This window comes from Brachybacterium sp. GPGPB12, assembly GCF_038396325.1.
GTDB lineage: Bacteria > Actinomycetota > Actinomycetes > Actinomycetales > Dermabacteraceae > Brachybacterium > Brachybacterium conglomeratum.
The window spans coordinates 3,080,741-3,106,805 of sequence record NZ_CP149573.1 but is presented as its reverse complement, the minus strand read 5'-3'; the positions used below and the strand labels follow the sequence as shown (position 1 = coordinate 3,106,805).

Genomic DNA, 26,065 nt, shown 5'->3' with positions numbered 1-26,065 from the left:
CGATCAGGGCTGGGCCGGGCCGGGAGAAGTACCCGAGCCAGTAGGCCTCCCCGTCCTGCGCATCCCGCTCGAGGGCGGTGGCGAGGGTGCTGGCAAAGGCGTCCGGGTCCTCGCGCGGCGCTCTCAGGCGCGCGCGCGCGCCAGGTCTCCCACTCCGAGGCGTCGATCTCCCGCACCTCGTTCACGGGTGCGTCCCCGCGTCCATCAGCTCGCGCGCGCACTCCTCGAGGTCGCGCGGCTCGACGCCGTCGAGCATGTGGAGGGCGAAGTCGGCGCTGAGCCGCTCGAAGAAGAGCGTGCCGCGCACCGAGTTGCCGTGCAGGTCCAGCCGCGGGGCATAGCTCGCGACGCCGAAGCGGGAGGGCAGGCCCGCGATGATCCCGCCGCCCACCCCGGACTTCGCCGGCAGGCCCACGTCGCTGACCCAGTCGCCGGCGTTGTCGTACATGCCGCAGGTGAGCATCACCGAGAGCACCTGGCGCGCGGCGACGCGGGAGAACACCTCCTGGCCGGTGAGCGGGTTCGTGCCGCCGGAGGCAAGGGTCGCGGCCATGACGGCGAGGTCGGTGACAGTGGTGAGCACCGAGCGACCCTCGATGTAGCCGTCGACCACCTCGATCGCGTCCTCCGTCATCGAGCCGGCGGCGCGCGCGATGTAGGCCAGCGCGTAGTTGCGGTCGGCGCTCTTGAGCTCCTCGCGCCAGGTCACCTCATGCGGTGCGAGCGGGCGGCCCGCCGCGGCGTCGAGCACCGCGCGCGCCGCTGCGTGCGCTCCTCCCGGGTGGTGCCGAGCATGGCGTGGGTGCGGATTGCACCGATGTTGACCAGCGGGTTCTTCGGCTTCTTGGTGTACGGGTCGAGGCTGAGGGCGTTGAACTCCTCCCCCGTCGGCTCCTCGTCGACCACCGCGTCGACGTATTCCATGCCGTGCAGGTCGATCGCGGCGCCGTAGGCGAAGGCCTTGGAGATCGACTGCATCGGAAAGGCGTGGTCGGTGCCGGCGGCGGTGATCTCCCCGTCGATCGAGCAGACGGCGACGCCGAGGTGGTCCTCGCGCGCGCCGGAGAGGAAGGAGAGGGAGGGGATCTCGCCGTCGGTCTCGGCGCCGCCGATGATGCCGCGGTCCACCTGGGCCGCGTGCGGGTCGATGTCCGTGGTGGCCGTGGACAGTGCCGTGGTGAGCCGGTCGAGGTACGTGGTGAGTGCGCTGGTCACTCCTCGACGGTACCGCCCCCACCGCCCTGAAAGTTCTTGCAGGTTTCGCGGGCTCCCTTGAGCATGCGACCTGGCCCGCCTACGGTGTTTGACGTGTCGGCCGCACAGGAGCGGCAGATGCACTGCAAGTTCTTGCAGGCCGGGTGCTCCGCACCGCCTGCCTCTCCCGTCGGCCCCGGTCGACGCTGCTGCCCGGACAGAGGAGTCCCCGCATGTCGATCCAGCCCTCCGCCCGCCCGATGAGAACCCGTCTGCTCGCGATCGCCGGAGCACTGGCGATGGGCACGGCGACGATGCTGGGCACCGCCCCGCTCGTGCACGCCGTCGGCCCCGGGCGACCGGTGCTCACGGGCTCCCTGCAGGACGAGCTGGGCTGTGGCGAGGACTGGGACCCGGCCTGCGAGGCCACCGCCCTCTCCCCCACCGACACGACCGGGCAGTGGGAGTCGACCTTCGAGGTGCCTGCCGGGCAGTTCGAGGTCAAGGCCGCGATCGGCGGCGGCTGGGACGAGGCCTACGGCCTGGACGGCGGGGAGGACAACATCCCGCTGGCCGTCGCCGCGCCCGCCGAGATCACCTTCCGCTTCGATGCGGAGACCTCGCGGCTGTCCGTCGCGTTGGCCGAGCAGGGCGGGGAGTACACCGAGGCGGACGACGAGCTCGCCGCGGCCCCCTACCGCCATCCCGGCGGCGGGCAGACCTTCTACTTCGTGCTCACCGACCGCTTCGAGAACGGCGATCCGAGCAATGACACCGGCGGCCTCGAGGGAGACCGCCTCGACCACGGCTTCGACGCCACCGACAAGGGCTTCTACCAGGGCGGGGACATTGCCGGGCTCCACTCGCAGCTCGACTACATCGAGGGCCTGGGGATGAGCGCCATCTGGCTGACGCCCTCGTTCACCAACAACCCCGTGCAGGGCGAGGGTGCCGACGCGAGCGCCGGCTACCACGGCTACTGGGTCACCGACTTCACCACCATCGATCCGCACCTGGGCACGAACGAGGAGCTCAAGGCGCTGATCGAGGACGCGCACTCGCGCGGGATCAAGGTGTACTTCGACATCATCACCAACCACACCGCGGACCTCATCGACTACGAGGAGGGCGAGTACGGCTACGTCGACCAGGCCACCGCCCCCTACCTCGACCAGGACGGGAACCCGGTGGACGTCACGGCGCTCGCCCAGTCCTCCGACTTCCCGACCTTCGATGCGCAGGCCTCGTTCCCCTACACCCCGGTCCGCTCGGAGGAGAACCAGGTGATGGTCCCCGAGGCGCTCAACGACGTGACGATGTACCACAACCGCGGCAACTCGACGTGGGAAGGCGAGTCCGTCACCTTCGGCGACTTCGACGGCCTCGACGACCTGATGACCGAGGACCCGCGCGTGGCCGAGACGATGACGGACATCTACACCACCTGGATGGACTTCGGGATCGACGGATTCCGCATCGACACCGCCAAGCACGTCGACTTCGCCTTCTGGCAGACCTTCACCTCCGCCCTGGTCGACCACCAGGCCGCGACCCCGGCCGGGGACCAGTTCTTCACCTTCGGCGAGGTGTACGACGCCGACGCGACGCCGCTGTCCCCCTACGTGCGGGACACCGAGATGGACTCGGTGCTCGACTTCGCCTACCAGGCCTCCGCGACCAACTGGGCCAAGGGCTACACCGCGCAGGGCATGGCCGGGCTGTTCGCCGCCGACGACCACTACACGACCGCCGACTCCTCCGCCGCGGACCTGCCTACCTTCGTGGGCAATCACGACATGGGCCGCATCGGGAACCTGCTCAGCGGCTCCGACCGGCTCGACGAGCGCGCCGCCTTCGCGCACGAGACCATGCTCGCTGACCCGCGGCCAGCCCGTCATCTACTACGGCGACGAGCAGGGCTTCGTGGGCGACGGCAACGACAAGGACGCCCGTCAGTCGATGTTCGCCAGCCAGGTGCCGTCCTACCTCGACGACACCCTGATCGACGGCACCCCGTACGGGAGCGACGAGCACTTCTCGACCGAGACGCAGCTGTACCCGCTGATCAGCGAGCTCGCGACACTGCGCGGCGAGACGCCTGCGCTGTCCACGGGCGCGCAGGTCGAGCTGTACGCCGAGGACGGCGCCGGCGTCTACGCCTTCTCCCGCGTGGACCGCGACGAGAAGATCGAGCACCTGGTGGCGCTGAACAACGCACCCGAGGAGCGCACCGTCACCCTCACCGCCCTCACCCCGGGCGCGACCTACGCGCCGCTGTACGGCGACCACGCCCCGGTGACCGCCGCGGCCGACGGGACCCTCGAGCTCACGATCCCCTCGCTCGGCGCGGCGGTCCTGGTGGCCGATCAGCCCGTCGCCCCGGCCGGTGACGCGCAGGCGATCGCCCTGGATGTGACCGACGGCGGGAAGGTCGAGGGACGCGCCCCGATCTCCGCGACCGTGGCCCAGGACCGCTGGGCCGAGACCTCCTTCAGCTGGCGGGCGGCCGGTGAGACGGCGTGGACCCCGCTCGGCACCGCCGAGGACGACACCCCGCGGATCTTCCACGACGTCGCCGGCCTGCCCGTCGGCACCCTGATCGAGTATCGCGCCGTCTCCACCGACGCGAGCGGCGAGCGCGTGGCGGACTCCGTCACCGCGGTGGTGGGCGCGGACCTCTCCGCGACCGGCTCCCAGGATGGGAACGGCGAGGGCGGCGAGGTCGACGAGCAGACGGTGACCCTGCCCGGCTCGCACAATGCGGCGATGGGTCGCGCGGGCGACTGGCGACCCGCCTGCACCTCCGCGCAACTCGCCCTGGACGCCGACTCCGGCAAGTACACCGGCACCTTCGACGTGCCCGCCGGGGAGTACGCCTACAAGGTCGCGATCGGCGGCGGCTGGGACGAGAACTACGGCGCGGGCGGCGTGCCCGGCGGCGAGGACATCACCTACACCCATGAGGGCGGGCCGCTGACCTTCTGGTACGACCCGGTCACCCACATCGCGCAGAACAGCGCCCAGGGCCCCTTCCTCACCCTCCCCGGCTCGATGAACGCCGCGCTCGGCGCGCCCCGAGGACTGGATGCCCGGGTGCATGCGCACCTGGATGCAGGACGCCGACGGCGACGGGATCTACACCTTCTCCACCGAGGACCTGCCCCGCGGGTCCTACGAGGTGAAGGTCGCCCATGGTGGATCGTGGGCGGAGAACTACGGCGTGGACGGCGTGCCCGACGGCGCCAATCACACCTTCTCGACCCAGGACGGAGACATCGTGAGCTTCGAGTACGACCCGGCCACCCATCAGCTGACCATCGAGGCCTCCGATTCGCTGACCGCGGGCTCCGGCAAGCGGCTGGCCCACTTCGTCGACGCGGACACGATCGCCTGGCCCGCCGACCTCGTGGCCGATGCGGGCGCGACCCGCTGGGAGCTGTTCACCGCGCCCGGCGGCGGGATCTCCGCCGACGGCGACGAGGTCACCGGTGGGAGGAGCCTCGGCGAGCTGACCCTGCGGGACGGCGGCCTCGCCGAGGACGAGCTCGTCGGCCGCGCGCACCTGGACGGCCACCTCGCCCTCGACCTGCCCGAGCTCGAGCGCGGAGTGCTCGAGAAGGCGGCCGCGCGGCCAGCTGGTCGTCGCCCAGCACGGACCGGACGGCCTCGAGGTGCTCACCGGGCCGCAGATCCCCGGCGTGCTCGACGCGCTCTACGCCGACGCCGCCGCGGACCGGCGACTCGGCGCGAGCTGGGAGGACGGCGCGCCGAGCCTCGCGCTGTGGGCGCCGACCGCCCGCGCCGTCACCCTGCAGCCGCACGGCCCGGCGGAGTCCGCGACCGATCCGTCGGACCCCGTGCGGACGTACCCGATGCGGCGGGGCGCGGACGGCGCGTGGACGTTCGAGGGCAGGAAGCACTGGACCGGCCAGGCCTATACGTTCGCGGTCGAGGTGTACGTGCCCGCCCTCGACCAGGTCGTCACCAACGTCGTCACCGACCCGTACTCCGTGGGCCTGACCGTGAACTCGACCCACTCGGTGCTCGTGGACCTGGACGACCCGCGCTGGGCGCCGGAGGTGTGGACCGACACGCCCGCGCCCGAGGTCGCACAGTTCGCCGACCAGACCATCTACGAGATGCACCTGCGGGACTTCTCCGCCGGCGACGAGGCGCTGCCCGAGGGGATCCGCGGCTCCTACGCCGCCGTCGGCCACCCGGACTCCGCGGGCTCCACGCGCCTCGAGGAGCTCGCCCAGGCGGGCATGACCACCGTGCACCTGCTGCCCACCTTCGACATCGCCACCATCGAGGAGGACCGCGCCGCACAGCCGCGCCCGGACATCCCCGCCGACGCCGGCCCCGCCTCCCCGCGCGACAGGAGGCCGTCGCGGCCGTCGCGGGCGAGGACGCCTACAACTGGGGCTACGATCCGCTGCACTACATGGCGCCTGAGGGCTCGTACGCGACCGAGGGCCACCAGATCGGCGGCGAGCGCACCCGCGAGTTCCGCGCCATGGTGGGCGAGCCGCACGGCATGGGCCTACAGGTCGTGCTCGACCAGGTGTACAACCACACCGCCGCGCACGGGCAGTCCGAGCGCTCGGTCCTCGACCGCATCGTCCCCGGCTACTACCAGCGCCTGGACCTCGCAGGCGGCGTCGAGAACTCCACCTGCTGCTCGAACATAGCCACCGAGCACGCGATGGCGCAGAAGCTGATGGTCGACTCGACAGTGACCTGGGCGCGGGACTACGGCGTCGACGGCTTCCGCTTCGACCTCATGGGCCATCACAGCCGCGAGAACATGCTCGCCGTGCGCGAGGCGCTGGACGAGCTGACCCTCGAGTCCGACGGCGTGGACGGCAAGGGCATCTACCTCTACGGCGAGGGCTGGGACTTCGGCGAGGTCACCGGCAACGCCCGCTTCACCCAGGCCACGCAGGGGCGGCTCGGCGGCACCTCGATCGGCACCTTCAACGACCGGTCGCGCGACGCCGTGCACGGCGGCGCCCTTCGACACCGACAAGCGCACCTCCCAGGGCTTCGGCAACGGGCTCGCCACCATGCCCAACGGCCACGCCGAGGTGGGCGAGGCCGAGCAGCCTGACCGACCTGCGCCACCGCACCGACCTGATCCGGCTCGGGATGGCGGGCAACCTCGCCGACTACGAGTCGCTCGGCTCCACCGGCGAGGTGGTGCGCGGCGATCAGCTGGACTACAACGGCGCCCCGGCCGGGTATGCGACGGCGCCCGAGGAGACCGTGAACTATGTCGACGCGCACGACAACGAGGCGCTGTACGACATGAACGTGTGGAAGCCGCCGCAGGACGCACCCATGGACGTGCGCGTGCGGATGAACACGCTCTCGCTCGCGACCGTGGCGCTGGGGCAGTCGCCCTCCTTCTGGGCCGGCGGCACCGACCTGATGCGCTCGAAGTCCCTGGACCGCGACAGCTACGACTCCGGCGATCACTTCAACACGATCGACTGGACCGAGCAGGACAGCGGGTACGCGAACGGCCTGCCGCCCGAGGGCAAGAACGGCGAGGCGTGGGACCTGATGGTGCCGATGCTCGAGGACCCGGCGAAGAACCCCGCCCCCGAGGACATCGCGTCCAGCAGCGAGGTCACCCTGGACCTGCTGCGCCTGCGCTCCTCCACGCCGCTGTTCACCCTCGGCGATGCGGAGCTGATCCGCCAGAAGGTCACCTTCCCGAACGCCGGTCCCGAAGCGACCCCGGGCCTGCTCGTGATGCGGATCGACGACACCGTCGGCCCCGACGTCGACCCGGCGCTCGACGGCGCGGTCACCGTCTTCAACGCCTCCGACGAGCCGCTCACCGAGCAGATCGAGCACATGGCCGGACTCGGGTACGAGCCGCACGAGGTGCAGGCCAGCGGCGCCGACGAGGTCGTCAAGGGCGCGAGCTGGGACGCGGAGACCGGGACCGTGAGCGTGCCCGCGCACACCGTCGCCGTGTTCGTCTCGGCGCAGGACGGCGGGAAGCGGACCGGCCCGCCGGCGCACGCCGGGCGCTCGGGGAAGCCCGGGCACGCCGGGGAGCAGGGCCCGCCCGCTCACTCGAACGGCAAGGCGAAGGGGCGCGCCTCGGGCGAGGGGTGAGCGGGAGCGCTCAGCCGTCGCACTCCGACGGCTCCACGGGGACGCCGGACAGGCGGATCACCGTGGAGCCGGGCACGGAGTACAGCTGGAGGCGTGCGCCGTCGGGGCGTGTCGTGTCGAAGCCGTAGGCGGGGGCGCCGCTGCGGCGGCCCGCGTCGCCCAGGGGGTCGAAGCCGTGGGAGGCGAGGACCTCGTCGACGGCCTCGGCGCGTCCGCTCCAGGACGGATCATCCTCCGGGATGCCGAGTCCGGGATCGCGTCATGCGGCGCGGCGGAGCCCGTCGCCATGGACAGCGCTGCGGTGAGACGGTCGAGGTACAGGGACAGGGAGGTCGGTGCGCTCGTCACGCACCGACCGCACCGCCCTGCGCCTCGTCCCTCTCATTCCGGCGGGTCGAAGGTCCCGCGGTCGGTGCGGAACGCGCGCCGGCGGGCGTAGGCGTGGACCGCTTCGAGTCGCTCGAACTGGTGCGCGCGCCTGCTCGGCGAGCTCGCGGAACCGGTCCTCGTCCAGTCCGAGCTCCTGGGCGTTGTCGGAGAGGGTGAGCCAGTCGCCCCGCTTGCCGATCACCGCGCCGCGCATCAGCTCCGCCTCGAGCACCATCGTCATCGGGGAGCGCGCGACGAGCCGCCCGTTGCTCTTCAGACGGCCCGCATGCTCGCCGAGCCAGGCCGCGGCCTGGCGGTAGCGCCGGCGTCGCAGTCCGAGGTCGTCGATGAGCTGGTGGAGGAAGCGCCGCTCGGCACGGATCTGCTCGGCGATCGAGGAGAGCACGGGGTGGACGGGCGTGTCCACGAAGTCGGCGGCCATCCGGTCGATGCGGGCGCGCCGGCGGCGGCCCCGGTGAGGTGGTCGGAGAGGTAGAGCCCGAGCGACCCGGTGTCGATCCGCGGCGAGGCCCCGGCGTCGCGGCCCGCGCCCTCGCCCGCGGAGGTCCCGTCGACCGCGAGGCGCGCCCGTCGGCTGTCGCGCGCACGCATCGGCACCGAGCCGGTGCCCCGGCCGTCGGCCATCCCCTCGAGCGACTCGGAGAGGGCGTCGGCGGCGCTGTAACGGGGCCGCCAGCCCAGCTCGCGGTCGGCGCGGGCGTTGTCCATCACGGGGACGTTCATGCCCATGTCCAGCCATCCGGGGTCAGCGGCGACCAGACCTGCGCGGTGCGCTGTGGCGAGCGCGGCGCGCACCGCGGGCACGGGAAGCTCGATCGCTCGCCCCGTGCCCACGAGGTGAGCGAGGTCCCGCACGTCGAGCACGTCGTCCGCGCAGATGTTGAAGGCGCCGGGCACCTCTGCCACGGCCGCGGCGGCGTACGCCTCGGCGACGTCGCGGGCGTGCACCGCCTGGATCCGCGTGACCCGCGCGGCGCTGGGAGCAGCTGGCGGCCGCCCGGCGCGCAGCGAGCTGCACGGGCATCCATCGGCCCAGGAAGTAGCGCTGGATCTCGGAGCCGGCGTCCCCCTGGAAGATCAGCGCGGGGCGCAGGCGGGTGAGCGTCATCGCGGGGTGCATACGCTCGATCTCGTCGAGGACCTGCTCCTGGGCGACCTTGTCCACGCTGTAGTGGGAGGTGCGCACGCCGCCCGTAGGCCATGACTCGTCACGGACCTCCCGTCCCGGGGACGGAGAATAGGCACCGACCGAGGAGGCGACCACCAGGGTGCCGACCCCCGCCTCCGCGGCGGCCCGGCCCACGTGAGCCGTCCCCTCGACGTTCACCCGGCGCAGGAGGTCCCGGTGAGAGTTGGGCTGGATCAGCCAGGCGAGATGGATGACGGCGTCCGCTCCACGCGCGCCTCGGTGAGCTCGGCGATCGCCTCCTGCGCAGGCGTCGCGCCCCCGATGTCGATCGCGGCCCACTCCGCGCTCGCGTACGGCTCCTCGGTGCGCACGGGGAGACGCCGCGCGATTCCGAGGACCGAGGTGACCTCGGGCCGGCGGGCGAGGGCTGCGAGCACCTCGGTCCCGACGTTCCCGGTGGCTCCGATGACGGCGACTCTCATGGCGTGCTCCTCCTCTGCCCACCGGGTATGCGGTGGGGCGATGGCACCTGCGGTCTCCTCCCAACCTAGATCGCCGGGACCGCACGGAGGAGGGAAGAGCTCGGACGCCGACCGCTCGGTCTCCTCCCGGACCCGTGTCCGGCCGCGCCGGATCTCGTTGCGACCCCTCCCCCGCCGGGGTACCGTCATCGCACCTGTGGCACGAACGACGACGAGGTGGATCGTGAGCGAGGCAGGATGACCGTCACCGACTGGTCGCCGACGGATTCCGTCTACCAGGCGCGCTGCGGCGAGCGCACGAGGATCTGCGCGCGCAGAGCCTCCCCGACGAGACACCGTGGCCTGTGCGCGCCCCGGTGCTGGACTCCTGGCGGCGCTCCCTGGCCGCACTGCCCGACGGGGCGGGCACCGCACGCGCCGTGCTCGAGGGGGACGAGCTCGCCCGGGCGCGCCGCGCGCACCCCTTCTCCGCCATGTCGCGCCGTCGCTGCGCTCGCGACTGATCGAGCCGGCCGTCGACGCGGGGCTCGTGGTCGCGCTCGGCGACGCGGAGGGCAGGTCGCTCTGGGTCGAGGGCCGCTCCTCCGTGACCTCCCGAGCCGATGCGATGGGCTTCGCCGCCGGCGCCGACTGGTCCGAGGGCGCGATGGGCACCTCCGCCCCGGCCCTCGCGCTCACCACGGGGTCCGGGATCCAGGTGGTGGGGGCCGAGCACTTCCAGGAGGCGGTGCACCCCTGGAGCTGCAGCGCCGTGCCGGTGCTCGATCCGCGCACCGGCCGCACCGTCGGGGTCCTCGACGTGACCGGCGACGCGGACGCCGTCGCGCCCCTGGTGCCGCCGCTGCTCGAGGCGACCTCCCGCGCCGTCCAGGAGGAGCCGCGCGCACAGGGAGCGGGACGCGCCCCCGCCGCACCCGCCCACCTGCTGCTCACCGGGCGCCGCACCCCGCGGCTCCTCCTCGGCGAGGACGCCGTCGAGCTGAGCGGCCGCCACGCCGAGCCGCTGACCCTCCTGCACCTGGCCCCCGACGGGGTGCGTGGAGCGGAGCTCGCCGAGGACCTCCACGGCGGCGCCTCCGCCGAGAGCACCGTCCGCGCCGAGGTGGTGCGCCTGCGGCGCGTGCTCGAGGTGAACGGCGGGCCCGCGATCGCCTCACGCCCCTACCGACTTCAGGGCGAGGTCGACAGCGACCTGCGACAGACACGGTCCGCCCTCGCGCGCGGCGACCTGGACACGGCGCTCGCACACTGGAGCGGCGAGCGCTGCCCGGTTCCGACGCTCCCGTGATCCGCCGTCTGAGCGCCCAGGTGGACGACCATCTGCGAGAGCTCGTGCTCGGGAGCGGCGGCGCCGCGCAGCTGTGGGCCTACGCGCGCGGCCCGAAGCCGCGCACGACCTCGAGGTGCTCATGACGATCCTGCAGATCGCTCCGGCCGACGCCCCCGAGCGGACGGTCGCCGCGACCCGGGCTCGGGAGCCGCGGGGCGAGACGGCCTGACGTCGCGGTCGCAGCGCCCGCGCAACGTGCATGCAACGTGATGTGGATTACGTTCGACGCACCGACGACGACGTCGACCGCAGAAGGGAACGCCATGACTGTCTACGCACACCCCGGCACGGAGGGCTCGAAGGTCACCTTCAAGCCCCGCTACGAGAACTACATCGGCGGGCAGTGGGTGCCGCCCGTCAAGGGCGAGTACTTCGAGAACCCCACCCCCGTCACCGGCCAGGTCTTCACCGAGGTCGCGCGCTCCACCGCCGAGGACGTCGAGCTTGCCCTCGACGCCGCCCACGCCGCCGCCCCCGCCTGGGGGAAGACGTCGGTCGCCGAGCGCGCGGTGATCCTGAACAGGATCGCCGACCGCATCGAGGAGAACCTCGAGATGCTCGCCGTCGCCGAGACCTGGGACAACGGGAAGGCGATCCGCGAGTGCCTGAACGCGGACCTGCCGCTGGCGGTTGACCACTTCCGCTACTTCGCCGGCGCCATCCGCGCCCAGGAGGGCGCGCTCTCCCAGATCGACGACGACACCGTCGCGTACCACTTCCACGAGCCGCTCGGCGTGGTCGGCCAGATCATCCCCTGGAACTTCCCGCCGCTGATGGCGGTGTGGAAGCTCGCCCCCGCCCTCGCCGCCGGCAACGCCGTCGTGCTCAAGCCCGCCGAGCAGACCCCCGCCTCGATCCTGGTGCTCGCCGAGCTGATCGGCGACCTGCTGCCCGACGGCGTGCTGAACATCATCAACGGCTTCGGCGTCGAGGCCGGCAAGCCGCTCGCCTCCAACAAGCGGATCGCGAAGATCGCCTTCACCGGCGAGACCACCACGGGCCGGCTCATCATGCAGTACGCGAGCCAGAACCTCATCCCGGTCACGCTGGAGCTCGGCGGCAAGAGCCCGAACATCTTCTTCGAGGACGTCGCCTCGCAGAACGACGCCTACTACGACAAGGCGCTCGAGGGCTTCGCGATGTTCTCGCTGAACCAGGGCGAGGTGTGCACCTGCCCCTCGCGCGCCCTGGTGCAGGAGAGCATCTTCGACTCCTTCGTCGCCGACGGGCTGAAGCGCGTCGAGGCCACGAAGCAGGGCGACCCGCTGGACACCGACACCATGATCGGCGCGCAGGCCAGCAACGACCAGCTCGAGAAGATCCTCTCCTACATCGACATCGGCAAGCAGGAGGGCGCCGAGCCGCCACGGGCGGCGAGCGCGCCGACCTCGGCGGCGACCTCTCCGGCGGCTACTACGTCACCCCCACCGTGTTCCGCGGCGACAACTCCATGCGGATCTTCCAGGAGGAGATCTTCGGGCCGGTGCTGGCGCTGACCTCGTTCAGCGACTACGACCAGGCGATCTCGATCGCGAACGACACCCTGTACGGGCTGGGCTCAGGCGTGTGGAGCCGGCGACAGAACATCATCTACCGCGCCGGCCGGGCCATCCAGGCCGGACGCGTATGGGTGAACAACTACCACTCCTACCCGGCGCACTCCGCGTTCGGCGGCTACAAGTCCTCCGGCATCGGCCGCGAGAACCACCTGATGATGCTCGACCACTACCAGCAGACCAAGAACCTCCTGGTCTCCTACTCGGAGAACAAGCTCGGCTTCTTCTGAGCCGACCCTCCCCGCAAGATCCATCCCGCTATCGCAGCGGCCCCTCGACGATCTGTCGACGGCCCGCCCTCACCCCCTGCCCGAGAACGGGCCGACCAAGGAGCACGAGATGACCACCACCATGACCGCCGCCGTCGTCCACGAGTTCGGCAGCGACCTCGCCGTCGAGGAGTACACCCTCCCCGAGCCCGGACGGGGCCAGGCCCTCCTCAAGCTGATCTCCTCCGGCGTGTGCCACACCGACCTCCACGCCGCCGAGGGCGACTGGCCCGTCAAGCCGTCCCCGCCCTTCGTCCCCGGCCATGAGGGCGTGGGCACCGTCGTGAAGGTCGGCGAGGGCGTCACCGACGTGCAGGTCGGCGACCTGCTCGGCAACGCCTGGCTGTGGAGCGCCTGCGGCGACTGCCAGTACTGCCGCACCGGCTGGGAGACCCTCTGCGAGGAGCGACAGAACGGCGGCTACAGCGTCGACGGCTCCTTCGGCCAGTACATGCTCGTGGAGACCAAGTTCGCCGCCCGGATCCCCGAGGGCGCCGACCCCTACGAGATCGCCCCCGTGCTGTGCGCCGGGGTGACGGTCTACAAGGGGCTCAAGCGCACCGAGGTGCGGCCCGGGCAGTGGGTCGTGATCTCCGGGATCGGCGGGCTCGGCCACATCGCGGTGCAGTACGCGGTCGCGATGGGGATGCGCGTGATCGCGGTGGACATCGCCCAGGAGAAGCTCGACCTGGCCACCAAGCACGGCGCGGAGATCGTGGTGGACGCGAGCCGGGTCGACCCGGTCGAGGCGATCCAGGAGCAGGTCGGCGGCGACCACGGCGTGCTCGTCACGGCCGTGCACCCCAAGGCGTTCGGGCAGGCGATCGGCATGACCCGCCGCGGCGGGACGATCGTGTTCAACGGCCTGCCCCCGGGCGACTTCCCCGCCCCGATCTTCGACATCGTGCTGAAGGGCCTGACGATCCGCGGCTCGATCGTCGGCACCCGCCAGGACCTCGCCGAGGCGATCGAGTTCTACGCGGCCGGGAAGATCCACCCCACCTATTCCCGCCGCTCGCTGGAGGACATCAACCAGATCTTCGGCGAGATGAGGGAGGGGAAGATCGACGGCCGCGTGGTCATCGAGTACTGAGCAGGACATCGAGAGATCGGGCCCGGGCGGGGGCGGAGCAGCGACTCCTCCCCGCCCGGGCCCGGTCCACGTCTACCCTGGGAGCGGGAGCGACCCTCGCTCCGGCGCGACGAGGCGCCGACCGAGAGGAGAGGACCATGCCGCACCTGCTCGACGTCCCCGGGACGATCCGCTGGATCCGACGCGACGGGATCGAGAACATCCTCGCGGGGATGGTGAGATACCTGGAGTCCGACCTGCTGCGCTGGGAGGAGTTCGAGAAGGTCCCGCGACTGGCCAGCCACAGCCCGCACGGGGTGATCGAGCTGATGCCGACCAGCGACGGATCGCTGTACTCCTTCAAGTACGTCAACGGCCACCCGCACAACCCCGCCCGCGGGCTCGCAGACCGTGACGGCCTTCGGCGTGCTCGCCGACGTCGACAACGGCTACCCGATCCTCCTCTCCGAGATGACGCTGACCGCGCCGCGCACCGCCGCGACGTCGGCGCTCGCCGCGCGGGAGCTCGCCCTGCCCGGCGCCCGCGTCCACGCCCTGATCGGGGCGGGCTCGCAGTCCGAGTTCCAGGCGCTCGCGATGCGGACCGTGCTCGGGATCGACCGTCTGCGCGTGCTGGACCTCGACGAGGCGGCGGTGGAGAAGGTGCGGCGCAATCTCGTCCCGCTCGGCTTCGAGATCCACGCCGCGAGCTCGATCGAGGACGTGCTCGAGGGCGCCGACGTGGTCACCACCTGCACGGCGGACAAGGCCCGGGCCGCGGTGCCGCACAGCGAGCAGGTGCGTCCCGGCATGCACCTCAACGCCATCGGCGGCGACTGCCCGGGCAAGACCGAGCTGGACCCGACGATCCTCGAGGAGGCGCGGGTGGTGGTCGAGTACGAGCCGCAGACCCGGATCGAGGGCGAGATCCAGCGGCTGTCCGCCCACGTCGAGGTCACCGAGCTGTGGCGGATCCTCGCCGGGGACGCCTCGGGCCGCACCTCCGACGCCGAGGTGACGGTGCTGGACTCCGTCGGCTTCGCGCTCGGGGACTTCTCGGCGCCGCGGCGCGCGCTGGACGCGACCGAGGGCACGGACCTGCTGGGATGGGTGGACCTCGTCGCCGACCCCGACGACCCGAAGGACCTCTTCTCCCTCGTGACATGACGACGGCCGGCGCCCTCAGCAGGGCGCCGGCCGTCGGCACGGGAGGCGGGAGGGTCAGTCCTCCGCGGGCGGAGCGCTCGGCGCGCTGGGCGCGCTCTTCCTACCCTCGACCCGCGTGCGGTGACCGCCGCGACCGATGCCGCCGCGGGTGCGGGTGAGGCGGTAGTCGATGCGGTCGTCGACCAGCGAGGCGATCTCGTCGGTCGAGGCGTGGGTGCGGCTCACCTCGCCGGTGATGTGCGCGGTGACCCGCTCCAGGCGGGCGAGGCGCTCGTGCTCGGCCAGCACCGCCCGGTCCAGGCTCAGCGCCTTCACCAGCGCCACGCACATCAGCGAGAGGATCACGCTGAACGGCGGCGCGGTCATCAGCGAGCCGGCCTGCAGGGAGGTCAGGCCGCCCGAGAGCAGCAGCGCCGCGGCGAGCAGGCCCTCCAGCGGCGCCCACAGCACGCGGGACCACATCGGCGGGTTCGGATGGCCGCCCGAGGCGAGCATGTCCACGACGAGTGAGCCGGAGTCCGAGGAGGTGATGAAGAAGACCGCGACCACGATGATGCCGAGCACCGACAGCAGCTGTGTGGCGGGGAACTGCTCGAAGATGCGGAACATCGATTCCTCGGCGGTGATGTCGCCGAGGTCGCCGGTGCCGAACCACTGGCGGAACAGGCCGTTGCCGCCCCAGATCGAGAACCAGATCATGCCCACCAGGGTGGGGACCAGCGACACGCCGGCCACGAACTGGCGCACGGTGCGCCCCTTGGAGATGCGGGCGATGAACACGCCGACGAACGGCGCCCAGGCGATCCACCAGCCCCAGTAGAACAGGGTGTTGCCGGCGAACCAGCTCTGCGCCTCCTCGGAGCGGGTGTACGCGCCGACGTCGAGGGTCAGGTGGAAGACCTCGCTGAGGTAGATGCCGAGGGACTCCACGAAGTTCTGGAAGATGAACACGGTGGGGCCGAACAGCGGCGCCGCGACGGCGAGCAGGCCCGCGAGGGTCAGGTTGCCGTTGGAGAGCCACTTGATGCCGACGCCGACGCCGGAGACCACGGAGAGGGTCGCGATGAAGGTGATCACCACGATCAGGATCACCAGGAAGTTCGTGGAGACCTCGTCGACCAGGCCGATGACCTGCATGCCGGCGGCGATCTGCTGAGCGCCGAGGCCCAGCGAGGTCGCGATGCCGAAGACGGTGCCGAAGATCGCGAGCACGTCGATGACGTCGCCGATCCAGCCCTTGACCCGGTCGCCGAAGATCGGCTCGAGGGCCCAGCGGATCGAGACGGGACGGCCGCGGCGGTGCATGGCGTACGCGATGGCCAGGCCGATCACGGCGTAGGCGGCCCAGGGGTGCAGGCCCCAGTGCAGGAAGGTCTGCGCCATCGCGAGGCCCGAGGCCTCTGCGCCCTCGACGTCCCAGCCCGGCTTGGGGCTGTTCGTCGTGTAGCCGAGCGGCTCGGCGACGCCGTAGAAGACGAGCCCCACGCCCATGCCGGCGGAGAACAGCATCGCGAACCACGACATCAGCCCGAACTCGGGCTCGTCGTCGTCACGGCCGAGCCGGATCGAGCCCCACCGGGACAGCGCGACGATGATCGCGAAGGCGACGAAGATGCCGATGGCCAGCATGTAGAACCAGCCGAGGTTCGCCACGATCCAGTTCTGGGATTTCTCCATCACCGACCCGGAGGTCTCGGGGAAGACGATCGCCAGCGGCGCGACGCCGAGCACGACGACCATCGCGGGCCAGAACACGGCCGGGGCGATGGTGCCCTTGCTGATGCGCGCGCCCTGACGGCGCGGCTTCTCCGTGATCTCGTCGTCGGAGTCGTCGGTGGCGATCTGCTGGGACCGGGGAAGATGAACGGTCCTGGGGAGCTCTTCGGGCCATGCGGAGATGTCGGAGCCCTGCGCGGGCGCCTCCGCTCCCTGGCCGTGACCTGAGTCGCTCATAGCGGTCCCTTCTTGTCGATTATCGGATTCCCACCAACTGTGCAGGATGCCCGGGGTATAGGGAGAATAGGCCGATCCGGAGTCCGAAGGTCGGACAACCGGCATCTGCGCAGTTCAGCACGCTTCCCCGCGCTGTTGCACCGTCCGACGCGACGGTCGGGGAACTCACATGCCCGACCCGGCGCACGTGGCGCATCACACTCGCGAGCGCCAGAGCAGCCACGCCAGGTACGGCGCCTCGATCAGCGAGACCATGAGCCCGGCGGGCACTTGGGCGGGGGCGATCAGGGTGCGCCCGAGCACGTCCGCGAGGGCGACGAGGCCCACGAAGCCGACGACCCCGACCGCGAGCACACAGGTGTGCTCCAGTCGCGCCTCATCGCCGGCGTCGAGCAGGCTCCCGATCCTGGTCGGCGCGCCCGTCGGCCGGGCCGCGCTCGGTGCCGGTCAGGCGGCCGATCCCGCGCATGCCGTGGAAGACGACCAGCGCCGCCACCGTCCCCAGCGCGATGCCGGTGAAGGCGAAGCCGCCGACCTCCCAGTGCAGGTCCGCGATCGCGATGACGAGGGCGACGCCCGCGGTCATCTGGTTCACCGGGCGGGCGAAGTCGACCCTCCCGTCGATCCACATGCGGAAGCCGACGATCGCGATCAGCCCGTAGAGCACGAAGGTCACGCCGCCGAGCACGCCCGGTGGGATGGTGTTGATCAGCGCGCCGACCTTCGGGGAGAGGGACAGGCCGATCGCCACCAGGCCCGCGACCCAGTAGGCGGCGGTGGAGTAGACGCGGGTCGCGCTCATGACGCCGATGTTCTCGCCGTAGGTGGTCGTCGGCGAGCCACCGAAGGTGGCCGAGAGCGCGGTCGCGGCGCCGTCGGCGAAGAGGGTGCGCCCCACCATGTGGTCGAGGTTCTTCCCGGTCATGGTGCCGACGCTGGTCACGTGGCCGACGTTCTCCGCCAGCGGCACCACGATCACGGGCAGGAAGATCGGCGACAGGCCGAGGTTGAACTCCGGGTGGTGGAACTCGGGCAGGCCCAGCCAGGCCGCCTCCCGCACCGGGGTGAAGTCAACCTCGCCGCGGGCGAGCGCGATCAGGTAGCCGACGACCACGCCGACCAGCACGCTGATGCGTCCCAGCAGTCCGCGGAACAGGGCGGTGCACAGCAGGATCGCGATCAGGGTGAGGGTCGCGGTGACCGGGGCCTGCGAGAAGTTGTTCTGGTAGGTGGTGGGCACCAGGTTCAGGCCGATCAGGGCGACGATCGAGCCCATCACCACCGGCGGCATGAGTCGGCCGATCCATCCCGTGCCGATCCGCTGCACGAGCAGGCCCAGCAGGGCCAGCGAGACGCCGGTGACGAGCACCCCGCCGAGCGCGGCGCCCATCGAGTCGGCCTGGGTGGAGGCGGTGATCGGGGCGATGAACGCGAAGGAGGAGCCGAGATAGCTGGGCACCCGGTTCTTCGTGATCGTGAGGAACAGCAGGGTGCCGATGCCGGAGAAGAGCGGCGTGGTCGAGGGCGGGAAGCCGGTGATGACGGGGACCAGGAAGGTCGCGCCGAACATCGCGATGACGTGCTGGGCGCCGATCCCGATCGTCAGCGGCCAGGCGAGCCGCTCCTCGGGCAGGACGATCGCGTCGGGGGCGACCGTGCGGCCGTCTCCGTGCAGGCTCCAGCGGAACATGGTTCTCCAGGGGTGGGGAGGGACGGCGGGCCGGTCAGCGGCCGGGGAAGGTCTTCCGCTCGGCGGTGGCCTCGGTGACGTCCGGGACCAGGTCGAGGAGGGAGGCGCGACCGTTGTCGCGGGCGCGGAAGTCGGCGAACATGCGGGTGATGTCCGGGGCGCCGAACTCGTCCCGCACGGGGGCGGGGACAGTGAGCATCAGCGCGGTGGCGATGCCGAGCACGAGGGCGACGCCGCCGGTGGTCAGGCCCGCGCCGCTCGCGGTCGCGATCGAGCTGACGATGACGTCGAGGAAGCCGACGACGACCAGGACGAGCGAGGCGACGACCCCGCTGGCTCGGGCGCTGACCGCGGGACGGGAGAGCGGCGCGGTGCGGCCGAAGACGGAGACCAGCACGAAGCAAGCGCAGACCGCGGCGTCGACCAGGTGGAGGACGGGGCCGCCGGGGCGGGGCACGGAGGTCGCCGCGAGGGCGCCCATCAGGTGCCACAGCACCGCGGCGGAGTGCATCAGGGCGCTGAGCTCGAGGGCGCGCACCGAGTACACCAGCCAGTCCGTGCGGCGGAAGGACAGCGGCATGGAGCGCACGAAGGAGCGGGAGACCATCAGCCCCAGCGCGGCGAAGAGGAAGGGCAGGTAGACGAAGCCGCGGGCGACGCTGATCGGGGCGGCGAACTGCGGCCCGAGGGTGTTGTCGGCCAGCGCCCCGATCGCGAGAGCGGCGACGACGGCGGTGGAGAAGACGTACCAGGAGCGCTCCCGGCGCGCCGCGGAGGCGAGCACCACGGCCAGCAGCGGCGCGGAGATCAGCGTGTTCGCGAAGGTCATCAGCGAGAACGCCCAGCCGGTGGTGAACAGGCGGCCGACGATCATCACCAGCGCCAGCAGCAGCGCGGCGGCCGCGGCGATCCCGACCCCGAGGAGCGGCCGTCGAGCGGCGCGGCGAGCCCGCTCCTGCGGGAGATAGCCCTCGTGGGCGCGCGGCTCGATGCCGAGGATCGCGCCGAGCAGCAGCAGGGAGACGCCGACGCCGATCCCGACGGGGGGCCCGTCGGGCAGGGGAGCGAAGAGCACCGGGAGGGAGAGCACGAGGTCCGCGCCGAGGACGAGCAGGGCGATGGCGAGGGCGGGGGCCATGCCCGCCACGCGCGCGTCCGGATCGCGCGCGCCGGCGGCGCGGCGGGGATCCAGCGCAGGGCGTGGACGGCGACCAGCGCGACGAGCGCGACGCCGATCGAGATCCGGCCCAGCAGGTCCAGGACCGGGTTGTCCGCGACGGTGAAGGTCGTGGTGAGAGCGGAGGTGAGGCAGATCAGGGCGAGCACGTCGCGCGCCGCGTCGAACAGGCCCAGGTCCTTGAAGCGCTCCGGCGGCTGGAAGCCGGCGATCGGGATCTCGTCGTCCTCGGCGTTCGGGGTGGTGCCCGACCGGGCGTAGGAGACGACGCGGGGGCGGGCGAGCGGGGCGACGGTGCCGTCGTCGGTCCCGTCGGAGCCGTCCTCCTCGCCGTCCACGGCGGGGATCGCGCCGGTGACCGCGTCGGGCTCGGCGCCGGGGCGGTCCTGGTCCGGCGGCGCCGGGCCCTGCCCGCGGCGAGCGAGCAGCGGCTGGGCGTAGCGGTCGAACTCCTCGCGGCCCGGGAGGCGATCGGTGGGGAGGCTGTGGGGGTCGTCGATGGCGAAGATCCAGTCGGCGTCCTGGTCCTCCTCCGAGCGCGGATCCCTGTCCATCGACCTTCTCTCCTGCTGTTCGTCGCCCGGACGGCCGCCCGGGCGCAAGTCTGCCCTCGCATCCTAGGGAGCGCGGGGGCGCTGGAGCCGTCGGCGCGCCGTGGGATCTTCGCTACAGGTGCAGGCGCGTGGCCAGCTCGTGCCGCACCGCGCCGCCGCGTACCGTCAGCAGCGAGACGATGGAGAGCACGCTCAGACCGCCGCAGATCGCCGAGGGGATCACGGTGCCCACCCAGCCCAGCGCCAGGAACACGATCGGGGTGAGCCCCAGCGGCACCGTCAGCCCGAGATAGACGATGTAGTCGCCCACCTGCATCCGCACCGCCCGCACCGTGATCACCAGCCCGATCAGGGAGGCGGCGCACAGGATCGGCACCACGAAGGTGAGGGACCAGGCGTCCCAGCCGGTCAGGTAGTCCCAGTACACGCAGACGCCGCCGGCGAGCGCGACGAGATAGACGATGAACTTCGCGAGGTTGCGGCGCTTGCCCACCGCGACCAGCACCACCAGCCAGGTCGCGACCACGCCCAGCCACACCGAGCGCGGCGCCCCCAGGCCCTGTTCCTCGGGACGGAACAGCGACTGGGCGAGGAAGGACAGCGCGATCACCGCCAGCGAGGTCAGCGTGAGCACCCGCGGCACGCGGCGGCGACGGAAGCGCAGCGGCACCGCCGGATAGGGGCTCGGCGCGGCGGTGCCCTCGAGCGTCGTCGCGCACAGGGGGCGACGGGTCCACTCCCCCTCGACGCCGACCGCGCAGTCGGGGCATCTCCTCATCGGCCGACCTCCGCGAGCTCCGCCTCGGTGGTCCGGGACGCGGCCACGGACACCTCGATGCCGGCCTCGGTGAGGATCCGCGCGTACTCCCGCACGTGCTCCGTCTCCACGTAGGGCGAGGTGAAGGAGATCGTGAGCAGGCCGGCGTGGGAGATGGCGCAGAACTGGGGACGTGCGGCGGAGACGTGGAAGAGCATCCGGCCGACGTGCGGGGCGGCGGCCTCGGGTAGCGTCACCCGGCCCAGGTTCGAGATCGCGACGGTGAGCGAGCGGTTGTTCGCCCGGTTGGCCAGTCCCAGCGGCGACGTCCTTGAGCGGGCGTGGCACGATCCGGGCCAGCGGAGCGCGCTCCACCCGGATCAGGCGGCGCGGCCTGCCCTCGAGCGCCTCCGGCCGCGCCTGGGCGCCGAAGTCCTGCTGGAGCTTCCGGGCGACCTCGCCGAGGAGTCGCCGCCGGCGCCGTAGGTGTGGGAGACGGTGATCGTGGCGAAGAAGTTGCGGGCCGAGTCGGAGGGGAAGAACTGGCGCAGGTTCACCGGCACCGAGGCGGCGAGGGTGCGGGCGCCGCGGGCGTCCCGCTCCAGCGCGCCGGTGCGGCGGATCGCCTCGAAGAACGCGGCGGTGAGGAACATCGACATCGCCACCCCCTCCCCTTTCGCGAGGGCGAGCACGGGCGCCACCGGCATCGTCAGCTCGAGGACGCGGGTGCGGTGGTCGGGGGTGCGGGTGCCGCGCAGGCGCGCGACCCGTCGCGGCGCGGGCGGGGCCGGGTCGGGGGCGTCGGTCTCCTCTCCTGCAGGCTCCTCCGCGATCTCGGGCTCCTCCTCCCCGGCGCGCGCATCGCGGAGGCGGCCTCGCGGCTGAACTCCTCCTCGTGCGCGGCCCGCTCCTGCTCCTCCCGCGCCCGGGCGGCGCGCTCGGCCCGTGTGCGCCGACGGAAGTGGTGGGCGAAGGAGTCGGCGGCCAGCTCGTGGACCTCCGGCTCGACCGAGCCCGCCGCGTCGGCCGTGTCCTCGGGGGCGAAGCGGCGGCGGCAGTACTCCTCCAGCAGGGCGGTGAGGAACCACAGCGCCCCGGTCCCGTCGGAGAGGGCGTGGAACACCTCGAGGCTCACCCGGCGGCGGTGGTGGACGACGCGGAACAGCAGGGTGCGGCGGTCGGCCTGGTAGATCGGGGCGCAGGTGTGCTCGGTCTCCGGCTCGAGGACGGGGCGGAGGTCGCTGTCCTGGAGGTAGTACCAGAACACGCCGCGGCGCGGCACCGCGTGGTAGAGCGGGAAGCGCTCGTAGGTCGCGTCCAGGGCCTCCTGCAGCGCGCCCGGGTCGACCTCGTGGTCCAGCTCGGCGGCCATGCGGAAGACCTTGGTGTCCACGTCGCTGCGGGCGGCGAGGAAGATGTTCGAGGCGTTGTCCAGGCGCACCCAGTGCCGTCGCCGGACCGGCAGGGAGAGCTTCACGGCCCCTGCTCCAGGAACTCGTCGATCACCTCGTACGCCTCCTTCAGGGGGCGCGCGAAGCGGGGCAGGGTGATCACCCCGTGCGCGCGCCTCCTCGAGGCGGTGGATGCGCACCCGGTTCCCGGCCGCGGCGAGCGCCCGGCCGTAGGCCTCCCCCTCGTCGCGCAGCAGGTCCAGGCCCGCGCTGAGCAGGAGGGTGTCCGGCTGTCCGGAGAGGTCCTCGGCCATCAGCGGGGCGACCAGGCGGGCGCGGCGCGCGCGCGCGGGGTACGGGACGTACAGGTCGAGATAGTCCTGGACCTCCGTGCTGGTGAGCCGGTAGCGGTCGCCGAGCCGGCGCACGGACTCGAAGGGGGAGGTGGCGGGGTCGTGGTCGTAGTGGGTGACCGGGTAGAGCAGGATCTGGCGCGAGGGGACGCGGTGGCCGCTCTCGCGCGGCAGCAGCGAGACGGCGGCGGCGAGGTTCCCTCCCGCCGAGTCCCCGACCAGGACGATCCGGTCCGGGTCCGTCAGACCCGCCCGCCCCGGGTCCTCCAGCAGGCCGCGCGCGACGCCGTAGCAGTCCTCGAGCCCGGCGGGGAAGGGGTGCTCGGGGGCGAGGCGGTAGTCGACGGAGGCGACGTGGCGACCGGTGAGGTCCGCCATGGTGGCGCAGGCGGGGGTGTAGCTCTCGATGTCGCCGGTGACCCAGCCGCCGCCGTGGAAGAACAGCGACAGGTCCTCGCGGCGCCGCTCGGTCGGCGCGAACACCCGCACCGGCACGCGGTGCCCGTCGGGGGCGTCGGAGAAGGTGTCCCAGGTGGGGGTGCGGTAGCGGGCCGTCGGCAGTGCGGCCAGACGTCGCTGGAGGGTGCGGACGCGCTGGTAGTCCTCGCGGACGTCGAAGCGGCCGGCCCTCGCGACCGCGCGCAGGGCCAGGCGCAGGAGGGCGCTCACGGCCGCGGCTCCCGCTTCTCCCCGCGAAGCGGATCGCGGGGCCCGCCTCGGCGCCTCCAGCGCCCTGTCCCATCTCGACGACGGGACCGATCAGCAGGCGGTGAGTGGCGGCGTCGATGCCCTGCTCGATGCGCGCGCGAAGTGGGCGAGCGCGCCGGGGAGGATCGCGTCCCCGTCGGCGGTGCGCCCCGCCTCGATCCCGGCGAGCATCCCCTGCGGCGGCGCGCCGGGGGTGCCGAAGCGGTCGGCGAGCGCCTGCTGGTCCTCGGCGAGCAGGCTCAGGCGACAGTGGCCCGCCTCCTCCACCGCCTCCGCGGCGCGAGAGAGCCCGTACAGGGCCAGGCCCATCGTCGGCGGGTCGTAGGAGATGTCGAGATAGGAGTCGACGGTGACGAGCAGGTCGTGGGGCCCCTGCCGGGTGCTGACCACGGCCAGGCCCACGGCGAGCAGGTCGCTGAGGCGGCGGTACTCGTCCTGGTCGACCCCGTGATGCGCCATGCTCACCGCGCGGTGGGGAGCATGCGGGCGCGGGCCGAGCCCGCGTCGAGGATCTCCTTGCCGAAGGGGAAGCAGGTCACGGGGATCAGCTTGAGATTCGCCCACGCGAGCGGGATGCCGATGATCGTGACCGCCTGGGCGAGCGCGGTGACGACGTGGCCGAGCGCGAGCCACCAGCCGGCGATCACGAACCAGATCACGTTGCCGATCGTGCCGGCGGCGCCGCCGCGGCCGGTGTCGACGACCTCGCGGCCGAAGGGCCAGATCACGAAGCCCGCGATGCGGAAGGACGCGAGTCCGAACGGGATCGTGACGATGAGGAGGCAGGCCAGGATCCCGGCGAGGAGATAGCCGAGGAAGAGCGACCAGCCGGCGGTCAGCGACCAGATGATGTTCAGGACCAGGCTCAGGAGGGAACGCATGGGGCCAGGGTAGGCACCGCTGCTGTCCGCGGCCAGGGGGCTGTCCCCCGACCGTGCGGGAGGGCCACTACTCTGGGAGCCATGCCAGCTCCCGAGATCGCGCTGACCGAGCGCTTCCAGTCCGCCTTCGCCGCCGCCTTCGGGCCCGAGTTCGCGGACGCCGATCCGATCATCCGCCCCTCGCAGTTCGCGGACTTCCAGTGCAACGCCGCGATGGGACTGGCCAAGCGCCTCGGCCGCAAGCCCCGCGACATCGCCGCGGACATCCTCGCGGCCGTGGACCTCTCGGACATGGCGGAGACCCCGGAGATCGCCGGTCCCGGCTTCCTGAACATCCGCCTGCGCACGGACTGGGTAGCCGCGCAGGCCGCCGAGCTCGCGGCCGACGCCCGGCTCGGCGTGCCCGCTCCCGAGCACCCGGACACCGTGGTGCTCGACTACTCGGCGCCGAACGTGGCCAAGGAGATGCACGTCGGCCACCTGCGCACCACCGTCGTCGGCGACTCGATCGCCCGCACCCTCGAGAAGCTCGGCCACACGGTCGTGCGCCAGAACCACATCGGCGACTGGGGCACCCCCTTCGGGATGCTCATCGAGCACCTCCTCGAGGTGGGCGAGGACAGCGCCGAGGCGGAGCCGCTGAAGACCGACCCGAACGCCTTCTACCAGGCGGCGCGCGCGAAGTTCGACGCCTCCGAGGCCGCCGCCGACGGCGCATCCGGCTTCGCCGCGCGGGCGCGTCGGCGCGTGGCGACCCTCCAGTCCGGGGACGCGGAGTCGCTGCGCATCTGGAGGCACCTGGTGGGGCTGTCCAAGGAGTACTTCCACCGCATCTACGAGATGCTGGACGTGACGCTGACCGACGAGGACCTCGCCGGCGAGTCGACCTACAACGACCAGCTCGAGACCACCTGCAACGATCTGGAGGCCGCCGGGATCGCCCGGATCTCCGACGGGGCGCTGTGCGTGTTCCCGGAGGGCTTCACGGGGCGCGACGAGCGGCCAGCGCCGCTGATCATCCGCAAGTCCGACGGAGGCTACGGCTACGCCACCACCGATCTCACCGCGATCCGCCATCGCGTGCGGGACCTCGGGGCGGACCGCATCGCCTATGTCGTCGGCACCGCGCAGGAGCCGCACTTCCGGATGGTGTTCGCCACCGCGCGGGAGGCGGGCTGGTCGCCGGACGAGGTCGAGGCGACCCATGTGAAGATCGGCTCCGTGCTCGGCGAGGACGGCAAGATCCTGCGCACCCGCTCCGGCGCCTCGCTGCGCCTGATGGCGCCGCTGGAGGAGGCCGTGGCGAAGGCCCGCACCGTCATCGACGAGTCGCGCCCCGACCTCTCCGACGAGGAGCGCGAGCAGATCGCGCACGCGATCGGGATCGGCGGCGTGAAGTACGCCGACCTCTCCACCGCGCACGACTCGGACTACACCTTCGACCTCGACCGGATGCTGGCGCTGACCGGCAACACCGCGCCCTACCTCCAGTACGCGGTGGCCCGGATCCGCTCGATCGGCCGACGGGCCGAGACGGCCGGCGTCACCGCCGCGGACGCGCCGCTCGTCGTCAATGACGCGGAGCGGGCGCTCGCGCCGCAGGCCGCTCGAGTTCGGCCCGGTCCTCGCCTCCGTCGGCGCGGAGTACGAGCCGCACCGACTGTGCGCCTATCTCTTCTCCCTCGCGCAGGCGTTCACCGCGTTCTACGACGCCTCCCCGATCCTCAAGGAGGACGACGCGGAGGTGCGCGCGGGCCGTCTCGCCCTCGCGCGCTCGCCGAGCGGGTGCTCGTCGAGGGCCTCGACGCGCTCGGGGTGGAGGCGCCGCGGCAGATGTGAGGCCACCCCCGGCGCGGCAATTCGGGCATCCCTCACCGATCGTG

The 26,065-nt window shown here is 72.2% G+C and carries 18 protein-coding genes and 8 pseudogenes; 11 read left to right on the top strand and 15 right to left on the bottom strand.

All coding sequences use genetic code 11. The features are described 5' to 3' along the window. Window positions 1-181 precede the first annotated feature (181 nt). Window positions 182-1,128, bottom strand: a pseudogene (locus WKH84_RS18165) (glutaminase). 365 nt (window positions 1,129-1,493) lie between these two features. Between WKH84_RS18165 and WKH84_RS18160 the strand changes: the two are divergent. The 5 genes and pseudogenes from WKH84_RS18160 to WKH84_RS18140 all read left to right on the top strand — a co-directional run bounded on the left by WKH84_RS18160 (window position 1,494) and on the right by WKH84_RS18140 (window position 7,323). After that, window positions 1,494-3,584, top strand: coding sequence for an alpha-amylase family glycosyl hydrolase (locus WKH84_RS18160; protein WP_341856958.1), 2,091 nt, complete (start codon window positions 1,494-1,496; stop codon window positions 3,582-3,584). 695 nt (window positions 3,585-4,279) lie between these two features. Next, window positions 4,280-4,732 (top strand): annotated as a pseudogene (locus tag WKH84_RS18155) (DUF3372 domain-containing protein); the annotation flags it as partial. Window positions 4,733-4,865: 133 nt separating this feature from the next. Then, window positions 4,866-5,144, top strand: a pseudogene (locus WKH84_RS18150) (hypothetical protein); the annotation flags it as partial. A 9-nt stretch (window positions 5,145-5,153) separates the two neighbouring features. Next, on the top strand, window positions 5,154-5,885 hold the full coding sequence (locus WKH84_RS18145; RefSeq protein WP_341857038.1) for a hypothetical protein: 732 nt from the start codon (window positions 5,154-5,156) through the stop codon (window positions 5,883-5,885). A 457-nt stretch (window positions 5,886-6,342) separates the two neighbouring features. Then, window positions 6,343-7,323, top strand: coding sequence for an alpha-1,6-glucosidase domain-containing protein (locus tag WKH84_RS18140; protein ID WP_341854660.1), 981 nt, complete (start codon window positions 6,343-6,345; stop codon window positions 7,321-7,323). A 259-nt stretch (window positions 7,324-7,582) separates the two neighbouring features. Here the strand turns inward: WKH84_RS18140 and WKH84_RS18135 are convergent, their stop codons facing one another. From WKH84_RS18135 to WKH84_RS18120, 4 genes and pseudogenes are all read right to left on the bottom strand, one after another. Then, window positions 7,583-7,933, bottom strand: coding sequence for a hypothetical protein (locus WKH84_RS18135; RefSeq protein ID WP_341854659.1), 351 nt, complete (start codon window positions 7,931-7,933; stop codon window positions 7,583-7,585). Between the two features lie 32 nt (window positions 7,934-7,965). Further along, window positions 7,966-8,661, bottom strand: a complete 696-nt coding sequence (locus WKH84_RS18130; RefSeq protein ID WP_341857037.1) for a hypothetical protein — start codon at window positions 8,659-8,661, stop codon at window positions 7,966-7,968. Window positions 8,662-8,845: 184 nt separating this feature from the next. Beyond that, window positions 8,846-9,181: pseudogene (locus tag WKH84_RS18125) on the bottom strand (NAD-dependent epimerase/dehydratase family protein); the annotation flags it as partial. After that, the gene (locus WKH84_RS18120) at window positions 9,076-9,324 is read right to left on the bottom strand and encodes a hypothetical protein (protein ID WP_341854658.1); all 249 of its coding nucleotides are present in this window, start codon (window positions 9,322-9,324) and stop codon (window positions 9,076-9,078) included. The gene WKH84_RS18120 and the pseudogene WKH84_RS18125, both read right to left, overlap by 106 nt. A 337-nt stretch (window positions 9,325-9,661) precedes the next feature. Here WKH84_RS18120 and WKH84_RS18115 point away from each other — a divergent pair, with 337 nt between their 5' ends. The 5 genes and pseudogenes from WKH84_RS18115 (at window position 9,662) to WKH84_RS18095 (ending at window position 14,718) form a co-directional block, all read left to right on the top strand. Further along, complete coding sequence (locus tag WKH84_RS18115; RefSeq protein WP_341854657.1) at window positions 9,662-10,612, top strand: transcriptional regulator; 951 nt, start codon at window positions 9,662-9,664, stop codon at window positions 10,610-10,612. Beyond that, window positions 10,609-10,737 (top strand): hypothetical protein, encoded by a 129-nt coding sequence (locus tag WKH84_RS18110; RefSeq protein WP_341854656.1) that lies wholly within the window; start codon window positions 10,609-10,611, stop codon window positions 10,735-10,737. The genes WKH84_RS18115 and WKH84_RS18110 overlap by 4 nt, the downstream gene beginning before the upstream one ends. A gap of 180 nt (window positions 10,738-10,917) precedes the next feature. Further along, a pseudogene (locus WKH84_RS18105) lies at window positions 10,918-12,440 on the top strand (aldehyde dehydrogenase family protein). A gap of 109 nt (window positions 12,441-12,549) precedes the next feature. Then, complete coding sequence (gene adhP, locus WKH84_RS18100; RefSeq protein ID WP_341854655.1) at window positions 12,550-13,572, top strand: alcohol dehydrogenase AdhP; 1,023 nt, start codon at window positions 12,550-12,552, stop codon at window positions 13,570-13,572. Window positions 13,573-13,709: 137 nt separating this feature from the next. After that, window positions 13,710-14,718, top strand: a pseudogene (locus WKH84_RS18095) (ornithine cyclodeaminase). Between the two features lie 54 nt (window positions 14,719-14,772). Here WKH84_RS18095 and WKH84_RS18090 read toward each other — a convergent pair. The 10 genes and pseudogenes from WKH84_RS18090 to WKH84_RS18045 all read right to left on the bottom strand — a co-directional run bounded on the left by WKH84_RS18090 (window position 14,773) and on the right by WKH84_RS18045 (window position 24,182). Then, entirely contained in the window at window positions 14,773-16,671 is a 1,899-nt protein-coding gene (locus tag WKH84_RS18090) for a BCCT family transporter (RefSeq protein WP_341854654.1), read from the bottom strand. 195 nt (window positions 16,672-16,866) lie between these two features. After that, window positions 16,867-17,025: pseudogene (locus WKH84_RS18085) on the bottom strand (iron chelate uptake ABC transporter family permease subunit); the annotation flags it as partial. A 22-nt stretch (window positions 17,026-17,047) separates the two neighbouring features. Continuing rightward, window positions 17,048-18,361 carry a solute carrier family 23 protein gene (locus tag WKH84_RS18080; RefSeq protein ID WP_341854653.1) on the bottom strand — a complete coding sequence of 438 codons (1,314 nt, stop codon included), beginning with the start codon at window positions 18,359-18,361 and terminating at the stop codon, window positions 17,048-17,050. 34 nt (window positions 18,362-18,395) lie between these two features. Beyond that, window positions 18,396-19,436: a hypothetical protein gene (locus WKH84_RS18075; RefSeq protein WP_341854652.1), complete on the bottom strand. Its 1,041-nt coding sequence runs from the start codon at window positions 19,434-19,436 to the stop codon at window positions 18,396-18,398. 768 nt (window positions 19,437-20,204) lie between these two features. Further along, on the bottom strand, window positions 20,205-20,870 hold the full coding sequence (locus WKH84_RS18070) for a DUF6320 domain-containing protein (RefSeq protein WP_341854651.1): 666 nt from the start codon (window positions 20,868-20,870) through the stop codon (window positions 20,205-20,207). Next, entirely contained in the window at window positions 20,867-21,106 is a 240-nt protein-coding gene (locus tag WKH84_RS18065; protein ID WP_341854650.1) for a hypothetical protein, read from the bottom strand. The genes WKH84_RS18070 and WKH84_RS18065 overlap by 4 nt, the downstream gene beginning before the upstream one ends. 123 nt (window positions 21,107-21,229) lie before the next feature. Then, entirely contained in the window at window positions 21,230-21,556 is a 327-nt protein-coding gene (locus tag WKH84_RS18060) for a hypothetical protein (protein ID WP_341854649.1), read from the bottom strand. A 2-nt stretch (window positions 21,557-21,558) separates the two neighbouring features. Further along, complete coding sequence (locus WKH84_RS18055; RefSeq protein WP_341854648.1) at window positions 21,559-23,262, bottom strand: alpha/beta hydrolase; 1,704 nt, start codon at window positions 23,260-23,262, stop codon at window positions 21,559-21,561. Window positions 23,263-23,352: 90 nt separating this feature from the next. Further along, entirely contained in the window at window positions 23,353-23,760 is a 408-nt protein-coding gene (locus WKH84_RS18050) for a flavin reductase (RefSeq protein WP_341856957.1), read from the bottom strand. A gap of 2 nt (window positions 23,761-23,762) precedes the next feature. Next, a complete protein-coding gene (locus tag WKH84_RS18045) occupies window positions 23,763-24,182 on the bottom strand; it encodes a YccF domain-containing protein (RefSeq protein ID WP_341854647.1) in 420 nt (139 codons plus the stop codon). An 81-nt stretch (window positions 24,183-24,263) separates the two neighbouring features. On the opposite strand from WKH84_RS18045, the pseudogene argS reads away from it, so the two are divergent. Then, a pseudogene (gene argS, locus WKH84_RS18040) lies at window positions 24,264-26,021 on the top strand (arginine--tRNA ligase). The last annotated feature ends 44 nt before the right edge of the window (window positions 26,022-26,065 follow it).